The sequence below is a fragment of the Kitasatospora sp. NPDC127116 genome (assembly GCF_042677365.1).
Taxonomy (GTDB): domain Bacteria; phylum Actinomycetota; class Actinomycetes; order Streptomycetales; family Streptomycetaceae; genus Kitasatospora; species Kitasatospora lactacystinica.
On sequence record NZ_JBHXTL010000033.1, the window covers coordinates 52,906 to 71,955 of the forward strand.

The following is a 19,050-nucleotide window of genomic DNA, read 5'->3' on the forward strand; positions in this document are numbered from 1 at the left end:
TCGGCGGGAGAAGTGAGAATCCGGTTCCACATCGTGATGCGCGGGGGGACCGTCCCCACGGCCCCCCCGCGCATCACCGGGTCGGTTGTCGACCCGTCAGGCGCGGCGGGCGCCGGGCAGCAGCACCGTGCGCAGGGCGCTGATCTCGCGCATCCGCTTCTCGGCCAGGCGGTCGGCGGCGACCGCGGGCGGGATGCCGTCGGCCGTCGCCCGGGTGAAGATCTCCAGGGTGGTGTCGAAGATCTTCGTGGCCTTGTTCTTGGCCCGATCGAAGTTGAAGCCGTCGATCTCGTCGGCGACCTGGATGACGCCGCCGGAGTTCACCAGGTAGTCCGGCGCGTAGAGGATGCCGCGGTCGGCCAGGTCCTTCTCGACGCCCGGGTGGGCCAGCTGGTTGTTGGCCGCGCCGCAGACGACGGAGGTGCCGAACTCGCCCAGCGCGGCGACCGTGGCGTCGGTCAGCGCGCCGCCGAGGGCGCAGGGGGCGTAGACGTCCAGCTTGGCCTGGAGCAGGGCGGTGGTGTCGGCGACGACCTCCACCTCCGGGTGGGCGGCGCGCACCCGGTTGACCGCGGCCTCGAAGGGGTCGGTGACGACGACCGTGGCGCCGTCCGCGACCAGGTGGCCGACCAGGTAGTGGCCGACCTTGCCGACGCCCGCGACGCCGACCCGCTTGCCGCGCAGGGTCGGCTGGCCCCAGCGTGCCTGGGCGCTGGCGCGCATGCCCTGGAAGACGCCGAAGGCGGTCAGGATGGACGAGTCGCCGGCGCCGCCGTGCTCGGGCGAGCGGCCGGTCACGAACTCGGTCTCGCGGGCGATGACGTCCATGTCCTGGACGTAGGTGCCCACGTCGCAGGCGGTGATGTAGCGGCCGCGCAGGGACTCGACGAAGCGGCCGTAGGCCCGGAGCATCGCCTCGTTCTTGTCCTTGTTCGGGTCGCCGATGATGACGGCCTTGCCGCCACCGAGGTCCAGGCCGGCCAGCGCGTTCTTGTAGGACATTCCGCGGGACAGGTTCAGCGCGTCCTCCAGCGCCGCCTCCTCGGAGGCGTACGGGAAGAAGCGGGTGCCGCCGAGGGCCGGGCCCAGGGCGGTCGAGTGGATGGCGATGATCGCCTTCAGGCCCGAGCTGCGGTCGTGGCAGAGGACGACCTGCTCGTGACCGTCGCCGGGGGCGCCGTCCTGTTCGGTACGGAAGATCCTGCTGAGCACGCCGGGTGCGGAGTGCGTGGCGGGGGTCTGTACGTCGGTCACTGTGGTGACTCCAGTATCGAAGGCCCGCTGCTGTGGTGCGGGCGTCTGAGGCGAAGCGTAGCCGCGCCCGTGCCGCCGATCGGCCGTCTTGTCCGAGCTGGGGCCGGTCGTCCGAGGAGTGAGACGGGAAGGCGGACGGGGTGCGGGCGCGAACGGGTTCGGGGGCGCGCCCTCCCGGGGCCGGGCGGTGCGTGCGACCATGCAGGACGTGACCGTCGTACGTACTTCCGTACAACCGCCCTACGCCGCCCACCTGCGGGTCTACGAGCCGCTGGCCGCCTATCCGGAGCCCGAGCGGGCGCACTGGCAGGCCTGTGCGGCGGAGCGCGGTCCGGACGCCGCCGAGCCGTCGCAGCCGGTGGCGGCGGCGGTGCTGGAGGAGCAGCGGGAGGCGCTCGCCGGGCTGGCCGCCCGCACGCCCCGGGCGCTGCCCGAGCGGGAGAGCGGGCGGGCGTACCTGCGGGTGGTGGACGGCGTACTGTACGTCTGCCCGTGGGCGACCCGACTGCGCAGCTGGCAGGCGCTGGAGGAGCTGCGGGCCGGGGCGCCGGTGGCGCTGCTGGACACCGCGCTGCCGCCGGTGACCCGGGCGGCCGCCGAGGCGGACCTGGAGCGCTGGCGGGCCGAGCACCCGGACGCCCGGCCGTGGATCCTGACCAGCCGGTGGGAGGTGCCGGTGCGCTGGTTCCTGCCGTTCGGGGACGAGGACCGCTGCTTCGTGCCGGGCGGGGACGGACCCGCGGACGGACCCGCGGACGGACCGGGAGGGGAAGGGGAGGAGGAGGGCCCCGGGGGCCGGCCGGCGGCGCTGTTCTACCTGGTGCCGATGGCGCAGGCGCGCCGGCGGGTGGCGCGGGCCTTCCGGGCGCTGCGCGAGGCGGTGCCGGACGGGGAGCTGGTGCAGGGGGCGGAGCGGGTCGGGCGCTGGCTGGAGGAGTTCCATCCGCGCTCGCTGGTGGAACTGGACTACGGGGGCCTGGTGCATCTGCTGGGCCCGGAGCGGTTGCTGGCGGACCGTTCGGCGGGGGAACTGGAGGAGGGGCTGCGGGCGCTGCGGTCGGGGGACACCGCCGAGGCGCTGCGCGTGTACGGGGAGCTGACGGTGCGGTGGCGCCGGGTGCTGGCGCTGCGGCACGCGAACTGATGTCCGACCGCGCGTGTATGACTGTAAGAGTCCTAAGCACTGCACGTCCGATGACCAAGGTCCTGGTTCGGGTCAATAGCTGCCGAACGTGACACTACTCACCGTTGACGCGAACTTACCCCTATGTGCAAAAATGGGACAACCAGCCCAACTTCACGTGAGCGTGCCCACTTTTGGGTGGTTCTGGAGTCGATGCGTGCTTTGCGGGGAAACGGAGGGTCTGGTCCCTTCGTAACCGGATGTCATCGCTATGTGACTGTCCGTTATGGGGTGGTCCATCGCCATCCGTCGGCCTTGAACCCGTGAGGGGTCAATTTTGGCGGTTTGGTCGATAGGGCTGGACGGATGGTGTAGTTGTAGACACCAGGACAAGCCGTTCGTCCTATAACCGACTCGGCCCGTCTATGCCATTTCGGGCATCGCGGGCCAAGGTGCAGAATTTGAAGGATAGAACCGCCCTGGTTCGGTTCTCCCGAGGAGGCCGCTCATGACCGCTCGTACCCCTGATGCTGAGCCGCTGCTGACGCCGGCAGAGGTTGCCACCATGTTCCGCGTGGACCCGAAGACGGTCACTCGCTGGGCAAAGGCGGGCAAGCTGACGTCGATTCGCACGCTCGGCGGTCACCGCCGTTACCGTGAGGCGGAGGTGCGCGCTCTGCTTGCTGGGATTCCCGCCCAGCGCACTGAGGCCTGATAGGCCAAAGGCTCTTTAAAGGGGCCGCTTACCGGACTCCGCCGGGTCCGGTAAGCGGCCCCTTTGTCGTGCCCGCCCGAGGGTGTTCCGCGCCCGGGCGAGTGGTCGGAATGTTGAACTCCGGATAACGATTTGATGCGCGTGGGGCGGGGGGGATTTACAGTGAATAGCTGTACAATTTTACATATTAAATTAACGGGGTTCCGGGAAGGGTCGCGCGAGGCCGATTCCTGGGGAGGTTCCGTGACGACCGTCACACGGTCCGTCACTTGTGGTCTAGACCTGGCCGGGGTAGTGGGCCGAACGGTCAAAAGCGAGAGGCGGGGGACCAGACGGGTGCGGGGCGCCGGCACGGCGGCGGTGCCCACGGGGCGTTTACCCCCGCCCCCCCCCCAGACAGGGTGGCGAGCTAACCAACTGCTCCACGGGACCAGAGTGTTTCCTGATCTCGTTCACTCGCTTGCCGCGCTGCGAACAAGACAGACTGTAGCCCATGGTGGGCCCCCAGGTCGAACTGGCTCCTGAAGGCCCACCGCAGCTCACACGGCCACCCGGGTCAGAGCGTCGCCCGCGCCGCCGCCATCGCCTTCGTGATCCGCTTCTCCGACACCGGGCTCGGCGTGCCCAGCGACTGGGCGAAGAAGCTGACCCGCAGCTCCTCGATCATCCAGCGGATCGCCCGCACCTCCGCGGACGGCTGGTGCCCGGCCGGCACCGCCGCCAGCAGCTCCCCGTACTCCTGCTGGACCTGCTGCACCTTCAGCAGCTGCTGGGCGTCCCGCTGCGGGTGGTTGGGCAGCGCCTCCAGACGGCGGTCCACCGCCAGCAGGTAGCGCTTGAGGTCCGGCAGCCGCTGCCAGCCGGTGGCCGTCACGAAGCCCGGGTGCACCAGCGAGGCCAGGTGCAGCCGGACGTCGTTCACCGCGTTCAACAGCACCGGGCTGCTCACCGACTTCAGCCGGGTCGAGGCCTTGTGGAAGGCGATCAGCGCGGTGGCCGTCTTCAGCGTGGTGTCCGCGGACAGGTCGTACAGGTCCGTGCGCACCTTGTCGTGCAGCTTGCCGAAGGCCGCCTCGTCCCAGGCCGGCCCGCCGGCCAGGGTCATCAGCCGGTCCGTGGCGGCGGCCACGACGTCCTCGAACAGGGCGCCGATCGAGCCGTGCGGGCTGTGCGAGAGCGCCAGCTTCGCCTGGTTGCCCAGCCGGCCCTGGATGGACTTGGCCGGGGAGGTGGTGGTCAGCATCAGCAGCCGCCGCGTCCCCTCCCACATCGACCGGGCCTGCGCCTCCGGGGTGTCGAACAGCTTGACGCCGACCGACGGGCCCTCGTCCACCAGGGCCGGGTAGGCGCGCATCGAGTGGCCGCGCGAACGCTGCTCGAAGGTGCGCTGGAGCACCGGCAGCGAGGCCGGCCAGGCGGTCAGCCCGCTCTGCTCGATGCCCTGGCCGGACGCGGCCGAGGAGAGCGTCTCCTTCAGCTTGGGCTCGAGCCGGAGCCGCAGCTCCTCCAGGTCCTTGGACTCGGCGAGCTTCTTGCGGCCGTCCACCACCCGGAAGGTCACCTTGAGGTGATCGGGCACCCGGTCGTCGTCCCAGGCCTCCGGGGGCACGGTGACCGCCGTCAGGCGCTTCAGGGCGTGCTCCAGGGCCGGGAGCAGGGGCTCCTGGCGGTCCTTCACTGCACGCAGCGCCGCCCTGGCGAAGTCCGGCGCCGGAACGAAGTTGCGCCGGATCGCCTTCGGCAGCGACTTGATGTACGCGGTGACCAGCTCCTCCCGCAGACCGGGGATCTGCCAGTCGAAGCCCTCCGCGGTCACCTGGTTCAGCACCGGCAGCGGGATGTGCACGGTCACGCCGTCCGCGTCGCTGCCCGGCTCGAACTGGTACGTCAGCTTGAAGCGGAGCTTGCCCTGCTGCCAGTGGTCCGGGTAGTCGGCCTCGGTGACGCCGTCCGCGGCGTCGTTGATCAGCATCGACTTCTCGAAGTTCAGCAGGTCCGGCTGCTCGTGCCGGGCCTTCTTCCACCAGGAGTCGAAGTGCCGGGTGGAGACGATCTCGTCGGGCAGCCGGGCGTCGTAGAAGTCGAACAGGGTCTGGTCGTCCACCAGGATGTCCCGGCGGCGGGCCCGGTTCTCCAGCTCCTCGACCTCGCCGAGCAGCTTGCGGTTCTCCGCGAAGAACCGGTGGTGGGTCTCCCAGTCGCCCTCGACCAGCGCGTTGCGGATGAACAGCTCGCGACAGAGCTCCGGGTCGATCCTCCCGTAGTTGACCTTGCGCTGGGCGACGACCGGCATCCCGTAGAGGGTCACCTTCTCGTACGCCATGACGGCGCCGGCCTTCTTCTCCCAGTGCGGCTCGCTGTGGCTGCGCTTGATCAGGTGGCCGGCCAGCGGCTCGACCCACTCCGGCTCGATCTTCGCGTTGATCCGCGCCCAGAGCCGGGAGGTCTCCACCAGCTCCGCCGACATCACCCAGCGCGGCGGCTTCTTGAACAGGCCGGAGCCCGGGAACACCGCGAAGCGGGCGCCGCGCGCACCGCCGTACTCGCGCTTCTCCACGTCGAACAGACCGATGTGGGAGAGCAGGCCGGCCAGCAGCGACTGGTGGATCCGGTCGGCGTCCGGCTCGGCGTCGGGGTGCGGCTCCTCGATCGTCACGCCCAACTGCTTGGCGACGGTGCGCAGCTGGACGTAGATGTCCTGCCACTCCCGTATCCGCAGGTAGTTGAGGAACTCCGCCTTGCACATCCGGCGGAACGCCGAGGAGGAGAGCTCGCTCTGCTGCTCCCGGACGTAGCGCCACATCGCCAGGTAGGACAGGAAGTCGGAGGTCTCCGAGTTGAACCGCTTGTGCCGCTCGTCGGCGGCCTGGCGCTTCTCGGCCGGGCGCTCGCGCGGGTCCTGGATGGAGAGCGCGGCGGCGATCACCATGACGTCGCGGACGCAGCCGTTGCGGTCCGCCTCCAGCACCATGCGGGCCATCCGCGGGTCCACCGGGAGCTGGGCGAGCTTGCGGCCCAGCTGGGTCAGGCGCTTGCGCGGATCCTTCTCCTCCGGGTCGAGCGCGCCCAGCTCGTGCAGCAGGGCGACGCCGTCCTTGATGTTGCGCGAGTCCGGCGGGTCCAGGAACGGGAAGGCGGCGATGTCGCCGAGGCCGGCCGCCGTCATCTGGAGGATCACCGAGGCCAGGTTGGTGCGCAGGATCTCGGCGTCGGTGAACTCGGGGCGGGAGAGGAAGTCCTCCTCCGAGTAGAGCCGGATGCAGATGCCGTCCGAGGTACGGCCGCAGCGGCCCTTGCGCTGGTTGGCGCTGGCCTGGCTGATCGCCTCGATCGGCAGCCGCTGCACCTTGGTGCGGTGGCTGTAGCGGGAGATCCGGGCGCTGCCCGGGTCGATCACGTACTTGATGCCGGGGACGGTCAGCGAGGTCTCGGCCACGTTGGTGGCCAGCACGATCCGGCGGCTGCGGGAGCGCTGGAAGACCTTGTGCTGCTCGGCCGAGCTGAGCCGCGCGTACAGCGGCAGGATCTCGGTGTTCTTCAGCTTCAGCTTCCCGAGGGCGTCCGCGGTGTCGCGGATCTCGCGCTCGCCGGAGAGGAAGACCAGGATGTCGCCGGGGCCCTCGGCCTGGAGCTCCTCGGCGGCGTCGCAGATCGCCTGGACCTGGTCCCGGTCGCGGTCGGCCTCGTCCGCCTCGTCGTCGGCCTCGTCGACGATCGGCCGGTAGCGGACCTCGACCGGGTAGGTGCGGCCGGAGACCTCGATGATCGGGGCGTCGCCGAAGTGCCGGGCGAAGCGCTCCGGGTCGATGGTCGCGGAGGTGATCACGACCTTGAGGTCCGGGCGGCGGGGGAGCAGCTGCTTGACGTAGCCGAGGATGAAGTCGATGTTGAGGCTGCGCTCGTGCGCCTCGTCGATGATCAGGGTGTCGTACTGGTGCAGGTCGCGGTCGGTCTGGATCTCCGCGAGCAGGATGCCGTCCGTCATCAGCTTGACCAGGGTGTCCTGGCCGACCTGGTCGGTGAACCGGACCTTCCAGCCGACCGCCTCGCCGAGCGGGCTGTCCAGCTCCTCCGCGACCCGCTCGGCCACCGTGCGGGCGGCGATCCGGCGCGGCTGGGTGTGGCCGACCAGGCCGCGCACGCCACGGCCGAGCTCCAGGCAGATCTTCGGGATCTGGGTCGTCTTGCCGGAGCCGGTCTCGCCCGCGACGATCACCACCTGGTGGTCCCGGATCGCCGCCAGGATCTCGTCCTTCTTCTGGCTGACCGGGAGCTCGGCGGGATAGCCGATCCTCGGGACGGCGCGCCGGCGCCGCTCGACGACCGCCTCGGCGCGGTCGATCTCGGCGGCGATCTCGGCGGCGACCTTCTGCCGGGCCTCGGGCTTGCGGACCCGGCGGGCCCCCTCCAGCCGGCGCCCGATCCGCACCTGGTCGCGCAGGGTCAGCTCGGGCAGACGGGCGGCCAGCCCGCCGATTCCGGGGCCCTCGGCGGGGACGGTGGCGGACTGGACTGCGGGAGAACTCACTGCGGGCATCCCTCTAGGTTCGCAAGGAGGCACGGCGGAGCGCACCTCGGTTTTCGAGCTCCTCCAGTGTCACAGCCGTCGGCGGCGAATCGCGAACGGCGGGCAACGGTCCGAGGCCGTCCCGGGCTCCGGGAGGTTGAGGAGGTGCTCATGGGAGCCCACAAGACCGCCCGGGACGAGGAGTTCCGGACGTTCGTCGGCAGCGCGTGGTCACGGCTGCTCAGGACGGCGTTCCTGCTCGCGGGAGACCGGCACGGCGCCGAGGACCTGGTCCAGCAGGCGCTGGAGCGGGCGTACGCGGCGTGGAACCGGGTGCGTGCCGCGGACGACCCGTACGCCTACGTGCGCCGGATCGTGATCAACGAGCACGCCAGACGGTTCCGGCGGCGGCTGGTCGAGTACCCGGTCACCGAGTTCCCGGACCGGCCCGCACCGGCCGGCGCCGACCCGGACGACCGGGCCGTGCTGCTCGCCGCACTCGGCACCCTGCCGCCGCGCCAGCGCCAGGCCGTGGTGCTGCGGTACTGGGAGGACCTCAGCGAGACCCAGACCGCGGTGGCGATGGGCTGCTCGGTCGGCACGGTCAAGAGCCAGGCGGCCAGAGGCCTGGCCAAGCTCCGCGGGGCCTCCTCACTCATCGGACTGACCAGCATCGGAGGGGCAAGATGAGCAACGAGTTCCTGCCCGGGAACACGGCGACCGGAGACGAGACGGCGGCCGTGCGGGCCCTGGGCGAACTGGCCGGGAGCGTCGAGACCGGGACGGTCCCGTACGACCGGCTGGTCGCCGGCGGCCGGCGGCGACTGCGGCACCGGCGGCTGCTGACCGCCGGGGTGGCGGCGGTGCTGGTCGCCGGCATCGCCGGGGGCACGGCGGTGCTCGGCGAGCGCGGCCGGCAGGCCGTCTCGACCGTGGTTGCGGCCTCGGCCGCGGCCTCGGCCACCGCGGTGAGCACCACGGGCGCGCCCACCACCCGGGACCCGTTCAACCCCGTCCGGGTCAAGGTCGCCGAAGGCAGCGCGAACGGCCACACCTGGCAGGCCTGGACCGCGCTGTGGCCGGCCGTCCCCGACAAGGAGGCGTTCGCCAAGCAGGCCCGGATGATCCAGGCGGAGCGGCACGAAGCCAACCCGGCGGCGAAGCCGGTCACCCAGAAGGACATCGACGACAACTGGAACACGCGCATCGACAGGGTGAACTACTACTACACCGTGGACGGCAAGCGGCAGGCGGACGACACCCTGCACGCGGTCTCCGCGCCGGGCGGGTTCCCCGGCGTCAGCGGCGGCTCGTCGCTCGGCCTCAACGACGGCGCGGGCGTCCCGCCGGTGGTGATCGAGGGGGTCCAGGCCGACATCACGAAGGTCGTGGTCGCCTGGAAGAGCGGCGGCACCACCGAGGCGGTGCCGGTCGTGGTCGGGGACTCCCCGTTCCGCTACTACGGCATCCTGGCGAAGCCGGGCACCGACGCGGCGACCGTCACCTACTACGCGGCGGACGGCTCGGTGGATCGGGTCAAGGACACCTGGCTCCGGACCTCCTGAGCCGGTGGCCGCCGGTGGCCGCCGGTGGCCGCCGGGCCGCTGGGGCGGCGGGGTGGCGGCGGGGTGGCGGCGGGTGGCCGGGGTGGCCGTCGGGTAGCCGGGGCGGTCGGGGCGGTCGGGGCGCCCGTCACGGGCGGAGCGCGGCCTGGTCGGCGTCCGGGAGCCAGTCGCGGGCCGGGTCGTACTCCAGCCACCGGTGGCGGGCCGCCCCGGTGGTGAACGCCCGCAGCAGGTCGTCCAGTCGGGGGTGCGGGTCGGTGTCCGGACCGGTGCGCCAGAGCAGCGACCAGGCGTAGAGCGGGGTCGGGTCCGCCAGCGGGACGGTGCGGACACCCGGGCGCCCGGGCGGCGGGCCGTCGGCGGGGACGAGGGAGAAGCACGCCGGGTCGGCGCGGACCTGGTCCACGAAGTGCTCCAGGCCCAGGTTGGTCGAGCCGACCCGGCGGGCGATCCCGAAGCGCTCGGCGAAGCGGGTCAGGAAGTCCAGCCGGTCCACCGCCGCCGGGTAGCGCAGCACACTGTCCCGCAGGTCGTCCGGGCGCAGGACGTCCCGGCCGGCCAGCGGATGGCCGGTGCTCAGCAGGACGTCCACCGGCTCCAGCCGGACCAGCCGGTGCGTCAACTCGCCCCCGCCGCCCGGCAGCCGGTGCACCCGGCCGAACCCGGCGTCCGACTCCCCGCGCAGCACGGCCGCCGCGACGGACGGCAGGTCCCGGCCGGGCACCGGCTCCACCTGCAGCCCCGGCGCCGCGTCCACCGCCTGCGCGAGCGTACGCATCGGGGCGTACAGGTGCCCCCACACGTCGATCCGCAGCGGCCGCGCCGCGCACCCCGCGGCCGCCACCGCCCGCTCCCCCTGCGTCAGCGCCCGCCGGGCCGGCTCCAGGAACCGCAGCCCCGCCCCGGTCAGCCCCACCCCGCGCGCGTCCCGGTCCAGCAGCCGCACCCCCAGCACCGCCTCCAGCCGCGCCACCCGCTTCGACAGCCCCTGCTGGCTGATCCCCAACCGCCCGGCCGCCCGACCGAAGTGCAACTCCTCGGCCGCCACGACGAACGCCCGCACCTGCGCCAGATCAAGATCCACCCGGGCACCTTAGGGCCTGCCCGCGCACTCCCGCGGGGCACCCGACCCCGCCCTGGCCCCGGTCGCGGTCGCGGTCGCGGCGCGGTCGGGTGGGTCGTCGCCGCCCCGCGGCCGGGCGCTTCGCTCCGCCGTGCCGTGTGCTGCCGCCCCGCGGCCCGTCGCTCCCGGCCGGACAACCGGTGGTTGTCGACGTCGTCCCGCGGTTGTTGGACCGGCCGGGGCGGCGCGCGGTGGGGTGAGGGGGTTACCGACGGAGGAGCGGGGATGAAGGCGCTGGTGGCGACGGGGCGGGCGGCGGAGCCGGTGCGGTTCGCGGAGGTGGAACAGCCGCGGCCGGGGCCCGGGGAGGCGCTGGTGAAGGTGGAGGCGTTCTCGGTGAACCGGGGCGAGACCTTCCAGCTGGAGGCGCCCCGGGCCGGGTGGCGGCCGGGGAAGGACGTGGCCGGGCTGGTGGTGCAGGCCGCCGCCGACGGGTCGGGCCCGGCCGTCTGCCGCCGGGTGGTCGGGCATCCGCCCGCCGCCGGGTGGGCCGAGTACGTGTGCGTCCCGACCTCCTCCCTCGCCGAACTGCCCGACGGCCTGGACACCGTACGGGCCGCCGCGCTGCCGCTGGCCGGCCTCACCGCGCTGCGGCTGCTCCGGGCGGCGGGGCCGCTGGCCGGACGGCGGGTGCTGCTCACCGGGGCCTCCGGGGGCGTCGGGCACTACGTCACAGAGCTGGCCGCCGCGGCCGGGGCCGAGCTGACCGCCGTCACCGCCTCCCCGGAGCGCGGCCGGCGGCTGGTCGAGCTGGGAGCGGCCGAGGTGGTCCACGAGCCGGGCGAGGCGCGCGGTCCGTACGACCTGGTGCTGGAGTCCACCGGCGGCGCCGCGCTGCCGCTCGCGCTGGCCCGGCTGGCCCGGCGCGGCACCCTGATCTGGTTCGGCCAGGCCTCCCGGACGCCCGTCACGCTCGACTTCTTCGACTTCTTCGCGGGCCCGGAGTCGGCGGTCGTCCGGCACTTCCACTACGCGGACTCGGACGTCCCGGACGGCGCCGACCTGGCCACCCTGGTGCGCCTCACCCGGGAGGGGCGGCTGACCCCGGAGCTCGGCCGGGTCGCGCCCTGGGCGGAGACCGCCGCCGTGCTCACCGACCTGCGCGAGCGCCGGATCCGCGGCAAGGCCGTCCTGACCCTCGCCTGACGCCCGCCCGATGCCCGCCCGGCACCCGCCCGACGCCTGCCCGACGCCTGCTCCGAACGACGCGAACGACGCGAACGACTTCGAAGGGAACCCCCGCCGTGCCCGACCTCTCCTTCCTCGACACCCCCGGCCTGCTGCCCGCCTTCGTCGAGGAGAACCGGCCGCGCGCCCACGGCGCCGGCCTGGACCCGTACGAGTACGCCCGGGTCACCGCCCCGCTGACCTCCCCGCACGACTGGCCGGCCGCCTGCCGGGCGGCCGGCCACCGGCACGCCGGGGCGGCGGAGCGGGCCGCCGCCGAGGGCCGCACCGTCACCGCCGGCGAGCGGTACCGGAGCGCCGCCCGCTGGTACCACTTCGCCGGGCTGCTCCCGCACCCCGACCGGGCGGCCGCGGCCCGGGCCGCCGCGGAGGCCGACGAGGCGATGCGGCGGGCGCTGGCCCTGCTCGACCCGGAGGCGGAGCGGGTCGAGGGGGAGGGCTTCGCGGGCTGGCTGCGCCGCCCGGCGGCCGGCGGGGCGGCCGACGGGAGCGGCGGCCGGGCCCCGGTGGTCCTGGTGGTGCCGGGGATGGACTCGGGCAAGGAGGAGTTCCACGCGGTCGCCGACGCCCTGCTCGCCCGGGGCGTCGCGGTGCTCGCCGTCGACGGGCCCGGACAGGGCGTGCTGGCCGCCGGCAGCGCGCCGGAGCCGGAGTACCACCGGGTGGTCGGCCGCGCCCTCGACGCGCTGACCGGCCGTGCGGGGCTGGACCCGGACCGGACCGCCGTGATCGGCCTCAGCCTGGGCGGCCACTACGCGGCCGTGGCCGCCGCCCGCGAGCCGCGGCTGCGCGCCGCCGCCATGGTCAGCGGCCCGTACCGGCTGGACTGGGAGGGCCTGGTCCCGTTCGTCACCGCGACCCTGGCGCAGCGCTGCGGCGGGTACCAGGCGGCCCGCGCCTTCGTCGAGCGGATCGACCTGACCGCCCTCGCGCCGGCGATCACCGTCCCGCTGCTGGTGGTCGAGGGCGGCGAGGACCGCATCCCGGGCGTCACCGCCGCCACCGCCCTCGCCGAGCACGTCCCGGACGCCGAACTGCTCCTCGTGCCGCACGGCAACCACCTGCTCGGCACCGCCCTGCCGGACTGGCTCCCCGCCACCGCCGACTGGCTCACCGCCCGGCTGACCGGCTGACCGGGCGACCGGCTCACCGCCCGGCTCACCGGGTCGCTGACCGGCTCACCACGGCCGACCGGCCGGGCACCCGGTGCCCGAGCGAGGCGGCGGCGAACAGCAGGCCGCCGGCCAGGAAGAACGGCTCGTAGCCGAAGGTCGCGAACCGGGCCGGCGCGTCCAGCTCGGCACCCGAGCGGCTGCCGACGGCCAGCGCGATCCAGTCCGGCACGGACGGCGCGGCGTGCAGCACCAGCAGCGCGGTGGTGCCCCACAGCGCCGTGCCCAGCAGCCGGGCCGGCACCCGTGCGCCCCACCGCCGCAGCGGCGCCAGCGCCACCGCGGCGGCCACCGCGCACAACGGGATCGCGATCACGTCGATCACCAGCAGCGGCGTGCTGCTCCACACCGACCGCCCGTCCGGCAGCCCCAGCCGTCCGTCCGCCAGCCAGTACAGATGCACCAGTGCGAAGGCCGCGGCCCACCCCGCCGCCGCGTACCCGGCTCCCCGCACCACCCGGTTCCAGCCCGTGTCCCGTGTCGTCTCCATGCCGTCCACGGTCCCGCGCCGCCCCCGCCCGCCGGATCGTCCCTCGGACGGGTCCCCCTCCCCCTCCAGGGGTAACCGGGTGGTCGTCCCGAGGGATCAGTACGGCAGCAGGTCGCCGGTGACCAGGTCGAAGCCGAAGGGCTCGGGGACGTGCAGGGTCTCGCCGAAGGCGACGTCCTCCCGCCGGTGGTACCGGGTGGCGTCCGGCCTGCTGAACAGGGTGACGGTCTTCTCCCGGGCGTCGATCAGGAGGTACAGCGGGATGGCCATCAGCGGATAGTCGCGCAGCTTCCCGACCCAGTCGTTCTCGGGGTTGGAGGGCGAGACCAGCTCGACCGCGATCGCGGCCAGCTCGGCGGGCACCTGGTTGTCGGTCGTGGCCAGCGCCTCGTCCGGAACGTACGTCAGGTCGGGGTTGCGGCTCTTGCCGACGTTCGGTGAGACCAGGTCGGTGTTCTCACTCGGCAGCATCCCGGCCGGAGTGTGCGCGTCGAACTGGCGACGCACCACCAGCAGGTTGCGCTGATGGATCCCCGAGGGGCTCACCATCATCGTGATGGTGTCGCCGGAGATCTCGACCTTGAAGCCGTCAGGCAGGCTCCTGCGGGCTTCCTCAAGGAGTTCGAAGTGTTCCGGGGTCATGAGCGCGAAGCCTCCTGAACCGAGTGAACCGAATCCGCCGGTACCGGACACCCAGCGTAGTCGGCCGGCGCGGCGGCGGAACGACGAAGCCCCCGTAGCGAATTCGCTACGGGGGCTTCCCGGTTGTGGCCAGGGCCGGGGTCGAACCGGCGACCTTCCGCTTTTCAGGCGGACGCTCGTACCAACTGAGCTACCTGGCCGTACTGCACCGTCTCTTGCGAGACGAGCGATCCCGACGGGACTTGAACCCGCGACCTCCACCTTGACAGGGTGGCGAGCTAACCAACTGCTCCACGGGACCTAGAAGTGGCGAACCACTCAGGGTCTTGCGGTCTTGCGCACTGCACTTTACTACGGTACTGCGTGCCCCCAACGGGATTCGAACCCGTGCTACCGCCTTGAAAGGGCGGCGTCCTGGGCCACTAGACGATGAGGGCTTGCGGCCTGTCCCGCTGTTTCCAGCGTTCGGGGACGTCGAGAAGCATATGGGATGCAGGGCGGATCGCCAAAACGGGTTTCGCCCGGGTGGGGGTGCGGGGTGGGTGGGGCCGGTGGCCGGGGGTCAGGACCAGCCGAGTTCGTCGAGTTCGTGGTCGTCGAAACCGAAGTGGTGGGCGACCTCGTGGATGACGGTGGTGCGGACCTCCTCGACCACCTGCTCACGGGTCTCGCAGTGGCGCAGGGTGGGGCCGCGGTAGATCAGGATGCGGTCGGGCAGGACGCCCGCGTACCACTCGCCGCGCTCGGTGAGCGGGGTGCCCTCGTAGAGCCCGAGGAGCTCCGGGTCGCTCGGGTCGGGCTCGTCCTCGACGAAGACCGCGACGTTGTCCATCATGGCCGCGAGGTGCGGGGGGATCTGGTCGAGGGCGTCGCCGACCAGCGTCTCGAACTCTTCCCGGGTCATCTCCACCGGATCATTGTCCGGTGTCGGATGACGGTGTGCCAGGTGGCGGAGCCCGGTGTTTGATGGGGCTATGACGACCTCGGAGGGCGCCGTGGACGACGCCGCGGGCGGCACCGCGGGCGGCACCGTGGACGGCGCCGCGGCGCGGGCCCGCCGGCCCGGCCGGCCGCCGGTGCTGCGCGGGCAGGGGCGGGCGGTGGCGGTGGTCGCGGCGGGCGGAGCGATCGGCGCGTCCGCGCGGTACGCGGCCGGGCTCGGCTGGCAGACCGGCCCGACGGCCTTCCCCTGGACGACGTTGCTGGTCAACGTGGTCGGCTGCGCGGTGATCGGGGTGTTCCTGGTGGTGATCACCGAGGGGCGCCAGGCGCATCCGCTGGTGCGGCCGTTCTTCGGCACCGGCGTGCTGGGCGGGTTCACCACCTTCTCGACGTACGCGGTGGACATCCGCCGGCTGCTGGAGGGCGGCCGGACCGGGCCCGCCCTCGCGTACCTGGGGCTGACCCTGGTGGGCGCGCTGCTCGCGGTCTGGGCGGCGGCCGGGCTGACCCGGCGTCTGATCCACCGGGTCGTCCGCCGCGGGGCCGGGCGGGGCGCCGCGGAGCGGGCCGGGGGTGCGCGATGAGCCGACTGAGCGGGCCGGCGCTGCGGCTGACCGTGCTGATCGGGGAGAGCGACCGCTGGCACCACCGGCCGCTGTACAGCGAGATCGTGCACCGGGCCCGGGAGGCCGGGCTGGCCGGGGCGAGCGTGTTCCGGGGCATCGAGGGGTTCGGGGCCTCGTCGCTGGTGCACACCACGCGGCTGCTGTCGCTGAGCGAGGACCTGCCGGTGGCGGTGGTGATCGTGGACGAGGAGGAGCGGGTGCGGGCGTTCCTGCCGCAGCTGGACGGGATGGTGGCGGAGGGGCTGGTGCTGCTGGACCGCTGCGAGGTGGTCACCTACGCGGGGCGCGGGGCGGAGGCGGGTTCGGGCCGTGGGCCGGGCCGGGAAGCGGGCCCGGGGGAGGCGGCGGAGTGAACTGGCTGCTGGTGGTGGCGGGCGCGGTGGTCGGCGCGCCGCTGCGGTACCTGACCGACCGGGCGGTGCAGTCCCGGCACGACTCGGTGTTCCCGTGGGGGACGTTCACGGTGAACGTGGTCGGCTGCCTGGTCCTCGGGCTGGTGACCGGCGCGGTGGCGGTGGGCGCGGCCTCCTCGAAGGTCCAGCTGCTGCTGGGGACGGGGCTCTGCGGGGCGCTGACCACCTATTCGACCTTCTCGTACGAGACCCTGCGGCTGACCGAGACCGGCGCCGGGCGGTACGCGCTGGCCAACGTGGCCGGCAGCGTGCTGGCCGGGCTGGCCGCGGTCTACGGGGGCGCGGAGCTGGCCTCGGCGCTCTGGGGCTGAGCCGCGGACACCGGAGGGGCGCCGGTGGGTGCCGAGGGGCGCCGGACGGGCCCTGAGCGGCCCCTGGACGGCCCTGGACGGCCCCGGGGCGGGCCCCTGAGCGCCGGCCCCGCCGGGCGAGCTTGCGCGCTGCCCGTGTCCCGCCGGGCCGGGCGCGCGTTGGGCACCGAAAGCGGCCGCGCGCGAGTGGGCGGCCCGGGTGGGGCGGTAGAGAGGGACCTCAGTGGCTTCGGTGCGGGCGGCGCGGACGGTGCGGGCGGTACGGGCGGTGCGGGTGCGGCTGGCCGCGGCGCGTCCGGCTCCGGGGCGGGTGGCGGCGGTCCCGCGCTCGCGCGCGGTGCGGGCGGCGGCGCTGCTGACGGTGGCCGGGCTCGGGCTGACCGGGTGCATGTCGGTGGGGCCGGCGGCGGAGGAGAAGCACGGCGTGGCGCCGGTCGGGCAGGCCGGGCCGGCGGTCCGGCCGGGGGCGACGGGCGGGCCCGCGGCCCCCCCGGGCCAGGGGCGCCCCGGGGGGGGCGCCGGGGCCCCCCCGCGGTCGGGGGGCCTCCAGGGCGACGGCGGGTCGAACGGGTCCTCGGCGGCGGCGCCCGGCGAGGCGGCCCCGGGGGCGAACGGCGTGGTGGCCGGGGTGGTCCCGGTGCCGGGGGCGGGCGCTCCCGACGGTGGTCCGGGCGGTGGTTCGGCGGGCGGTGTGAACACAAGTCCCGTTCCGCACCCGGGCGGTGGAGCGGGCGGATCCGGCGGTGCGGCGGGCTCCGGCGGTACCGGCGGGGCGGGCGGCACCGGGGAGGGCCGGTCCGGCGGCGGCTCGGCCGGGGGGCCCACGACCACCCCGAGCAGCCACCCGTCCGGCACGCCCGCGCCGGAGCACAGCTCGCCCGCCGCGACCGTCCCGCCGGCCCCGGACCCGTCCTCCGGCAGCTCCGGTTCCTCGGCACCGAGCCCGCGCGCGGCCGGGCATTAGCGGATTGAGCAGGGCATTTGCCTCCGATCCCCAGGCTCGTCTATGGTGGTAGATCGTTCGTTTGATCCATTTGACTGGCGCCCTATTCCCATCTGGCGCCCTTGGCGCGTTCCGGCGATCCGTGGCTGACCGCATAGAGGCGGTTGTGAAACAGAACCCCGGACTTTGGCGCGTGCCACTTCCGGAAGGTTTTGCATGTCTCTCGTTGACGACGCCCGCTTCGCCATGCCCGCGAACGAGGCCGCCGCCGATGTCACCGACTCCGACGACACCATCGACACCACCGCGGACGAGGTGATCGCCGAGGCCGAGGAGGCCACCGAGGAGGCGGCCGCCGAGCCCACCATCACCTTCGGCGACCTGGGCCTGCACGACGACGTCGTGCGCGCCCTCGCCAAGCGCGGTGTCACCACCCCGTTCCCGATCCAGGCCGCGACCATCCCGGACGCCCTGGCCGGCAAGGACGTGCTGGGCCGTGGCCGCACCGGCTCCGGCAAGACCCTGAGCTTCGGCCTGCCGCTGCTGACCCGCCTCGCCGACGGCGAGCGCACCAAGCCCAAGCACCCGCGCGGCCTGATCCTCGTCCCGACCCGCGAGCTGGCCATGCAGGTCGCCGACGCCCTGGAGCCGTTCGGCTCGGTGCTCGGCCTCAAGCTCAAGGTCGTCTGCGGCGGCACCTCGATGTCGAACCAGATCTACGCGCTGGAGCGCGGTGTCGACGTCCTGGTCGCCACCCCCGGCCGTCTGCGCGACCTGCTGAACCGTGGCAGCGCCAAGCTGGCCGACGTCCGGACCGTCGTGCTCGACGAGGCCGACCAGATGGCCGACATGGGCTTCCTGCCCGAGGTCACCGAGATCCTCGACCAGGTGCCGAGCGGCGGCCAGCGCCTGCTGTTCTCCGCCACCCTGGAGAACGAGATCGACACCCTGGTCAAGCGCTACCTGAAGAACCCGGTCACCCACGAGGTCGACCCGTCGGCCGGCGCGGTCACCACCATGACCCACCACATCCTCGTGGTGAAGCCCAAGGACAAGGCGCCGATCACCAACGCGATCGCCGCCCGCAAGGGCCGCACGATCATCTTCGTCCGCACCCAGATGGGCGCCGACCGCGTCGCCGAGCAGCTCATCGAGGCCGGCGTGAAGGCCGACGCGCTGCACGGCGGCATGACCCAGGGCGCCCGCACCCGCGTCCTCGGCGACTTCAAGGACGGCTACACCAACGTCGTCGTCGCCACCGACGTCGCCGCCCGCGGCATCCACGTCGACGGCATCGACCTGGTCCTCAACGTGGACCCGGCCGGCGACCACAAGGACTACCTGCACCGCTCCGGCCGCACCGCGCGGGCCGGCCGCTCCGGCGCCGTCGTCACCCTGGTGCTCCCGCACCAGCGCCGCGGCGTCTTCCGCCTGATGGAGGACGCGGGCGTGGACGCCTCGCGCCACATCCTCGACCACGCCTTCGACGCGGAGGTCGCCAAGATCACCGGCGCCCGTTCGCTGACCGAGGTCCAGGCCGAGAGCGCCGCCAACATCGCCGGTGCCGCCGAGCGCGAGCTCGCCGACATGACCCGCCAGCTGGAGCGCGCGCAGCGCCGCACCACCGAGCTGCGCGAGGAGGCCGACCGCCTCGCCGCCCGTGCGGCGCGCGAGCGGGCCGAGCTGGGCATCGAGGACGAGGAGCCGGCCGCCGAGGCCGAGTCCGGCGAGGCTTCGGAGACCGTCGTCGAGACCGCCGCCCCGGTGGCCGAGGAGCGCACCCCGGCCTACCGCGAGGCGCGCAACGAGCGTCCGGCGTTCGGTCGTGACCGTGACGACCGCGGTGCCCGTTCCGGCGGCTTCAACCGTGACGACCGCGGCGGCCGTTCCGGTGGCTTCGGTGACCGTGACAACCGTGGCGGCGGCTTCAACCGTGACCGCGACGACCGCGGTGCCCGTTCCGGCGGCTTCAACCGTGACGACCGCGGCGGCCGTTCCGGTGGCTTCGGTGACCGTGACAACCGTGGCGGCGGCTG

General features: G+C 73.6%; 16 protein-coding genes and 3 tRNA genes. 10 read left to right on the forward strand and 9 right to left on the reverse strand.

What is annotated here, in order from left to right:
• Positions 1-96: 96 nt before the first annotated feature.
• On the reverse strand, positions 97-1,254 hold the full coding sequence (locus ACFVHV_RS16010) for a Glu/Leu/Phe/Val dehydrogenase dimerization domain-containing protein (RefSeq protein WP_359897969.1): 1,158 nt from the start codon (positions 1,252-1,254) through the stop codon (positions 97-99).
• A 199-nt stretch (positions 1,255-1,453) separates the two neighbouring features.
• Here ACFVHV_RS16010 and ACFVHV_RS16015 point away from each other — a divergent pair, with 199 nt between their 5' ends.
• Positions 1,454-2,398: a hypothetical protein gene (locus tag ACFVHV_RS16015; RefSeq protein WP_380351663.1), complete on the forward strand. Its 945-nt coding sequence runs from the start codon at positions 1,454-1,456 to the stop codon at positions 2,396-2,398.
• A 487-nt stretch (positions 2,399-2,885) separates the two neighbouring features.
• Entirely contained in the window at positions 2,886-3,092 is a 207-nt protein-coding gene (bldC, locus tag ACFVHV_RS16020) for a developmental transcriptional regulator BldC (RefSeq protein ID WP_014137253.1), read from the forward strand.
• Positions 3,093-3,648: 556 nt separating this feature from the next.
• On the opposite strand, the gene hrpA is transcribed toward bldC, so the two are convergent.
• Positions 3,649-7,629, reverse strand: coding sequence for an ATP-dependent RNA helicase HrpA (gene hrpA, locus ACFVHV_RS16025; RefSeq protein ID WP_380351665.1), 3,981 nt, complete (start codon positions 7,627-7,629; stop codon positions 3,649-3,651).
• Between the two features lie 141 nt (positions 7,630-7,770).
• Here hrpA and ACFVHV_RS16030 point away from each other — a divergent pair, with 141 nt between their 5' ends.
• Entirely contained in the window at positions 7,771-8,289 is a 519-nt protein-coding gene (locus ACFVHV_RS16030; RefSeq protein ID WP_359897967.1) for a SigE family RNA polymerase sigma factor, read from the forward strand.
• Entirely contained in the window at positions 8,286-9,164 is an 879-nt protein-coding gene (locus ACFVHV_RS16035; RefSeq protein ID WP_359897966.1) for a hypothetical protein, read from the forward strand. The genes ACFVHV_RS16030 and ACFVHV_RS16035 overlap by 4 nt, the downstream gene beginning before the upstream one ends.
• Before the next feature lie 127 nt (positions 9,165-9,291).
• On the opposite strand, the gene ACFVHV_RS16040 is transcribed toward ACFVHV_RS16035, so the two are convergent.
• Positions 9,292-10,248 (reverse strand): LysR family transcriptional regulator, encoded by a 957-nt coding sequence (locus ACFVHV_RS16040; protein ID WP_359897965.1) that lies wholly within the window; start codon positions 10,246-10,248, stop codon positions 9,292-9,294.
• A 264-nt stretch (positions 10,249-10,512) separates the two neighbouring features.
• Here ACFVHV_RS16040 and ACFVHV_RS16045 point away from each other — a divergent pair, with 264 nt between their 5' ends.
• Together ACFVHV_RS16045 and ACFVHV_RS16050 are read left to right on the forward strand one after the other, a co-directional pair.
• Positions 10,513-11,433, forward strand: coding sequence for a zinc-binding dehydrogenase (locus ACFVHV_RS16045; RefSeq protein ID WP_359897964.1), 921 nt, complete (start codon positions 10,513-10,515; stop codon positions 11,431-11,433).
• A gap of 98 nt (positions 11,434-11,531) precedes the next feature.
• The gene (locus tag ACFVHV_RS16050; RefSeq protein ID WP_380351667.1) at positions 11,532-12,608 is read left to right on the forward strand and encodes an alpha/beta hydrolase family protein; all 1,077 of its coding nucleotides are present in this window, start codon (positions 11,532-11,534) and stop codon (positions 12,606-12,608) included.
• Positions 12,609-12,633: 25 nt separating this feature from the next.
• Here ACFVHV_RS16050 and ACFVHV_RS16055 read toward each other — a convergent pair whose 3' ends face one another.
• The 6 genes from ACFVHV_RS16055 to ACFVHV_RS16080 form a co-directional block, all read right to left on the reverse strand.
• Complete coding sequence (locus ACFVHV_RS16055; protein WP_380351669.1) at positions 12,634-13,137, reverse strand: DUF3995 domain-containing protein; 504 nt, start codon at positions 13,135-13,137, stop codon at positions 12,634-12,636.
• 96 nt (positions 13,138-13,233) lie between these two features.
• Positions 13,234-13,779 (reverse strand): Uma2 family endonuclease, encoded by a 546-nt coding sequence (locus ACFVHV_RS16060; RefSeq protein WP_380351670.1) that lies wholly within the window; start codon positions 13,777-13,779, stop codon positions 13,234-13,236.
• A 126-nt stretch (positions 13,780-13,905) separates the two neighbouring features.
• Positions 13,906-13,979, reverse strand: a tRNA-Phe gene (locus ACFVHV_RS16065).
• A gap of 27 nt (positions 13,980-14,006) precedes the next feature.
• Positions 14,007-14,080, reverse strand: a tRNA-Asp gene (locus ACFVHV_RS16070).
• Positions 14,081-14,143: 63 nt separating this feature from the next.
• Positions 14,144-14,216, reverse strand: a tRNA-Glu gene (locus ACFVHV_RS16075).
• A gap of 125 nt (positions 14,217-14,341) precedes the next feature.
• Positions 14,342-14,683, reverse strand: a complete 342-nt coding sequence (locus tag ACFVHV_RS16080) for a metallopeptidase family protein (RefSeq protein ID WP_359897958.1) — start codon at positions 14,681-14,683, stop codon at positions 14,342-14,344.
• Between the two features lie 70 nt (positions 14,684-14,753).
• Between ACFVHV_RS16080 and crcB (ACFVHV_RS16085) the strand changes: the two genes are divergently transcribed.
• From crcB (ACFVHV_RS16085) to ACFVHV_RS16100, 4 genes are all read left to right on the forward strand, one after another.
• Positions 14,754-15,305, forward strand: a complete 552-nt coding sequence (gene crcB, locus ACFVHV_RS16085) for a fluoride efflux transporter CrcB (RefSeq protein WP_380351672.1) — start codon at positions 14,754-14,756, stop codon at positions 15,303-15,305.
• The gene (locus ACFVHV_RS16090; RefSeq protein WP_359897955.1) at positions 15,302-15,700 is read left to right on the forward strand and encodes a DUF190 domain-containing protein; all 399 of its coding nucleotides are present in this window, start codon (positions 15,302-15,304) and stop codon (positions 15,698-15,700) included. The genes crcB (ACFVHV_RS16085) and ACFVHV_RS16090 overlap by 4 nt, the downstream gene beginning before the upstream one ends.
• A complete protein-coding gene (gene crcB, locus ACFVHV_RS16095) occupies positions 15,697-16,071 on the forward strand; it encodes a fluoride efflux transporter CrcB (RefSeq protein WP_359897953.1) in 375 nt (124 codons plus the stop codon). The genes ACFVHV_RS16090 and crcB (ACFVHV_RS16095) overlap by 4 nt, the downstream gene beginning before the upstream one ends.
• 1,159 nt (positions 16,072-17,230) lie before the next feature.
• Positions 17,231-19,050, forward strand: a 1,820-nt coding sequence (locus ACFVHV_RS16100; protein WP_380351674.1) for a DEAD/DEAH box helicase, incomplete at its 3' end; no start/stop codon positions are given.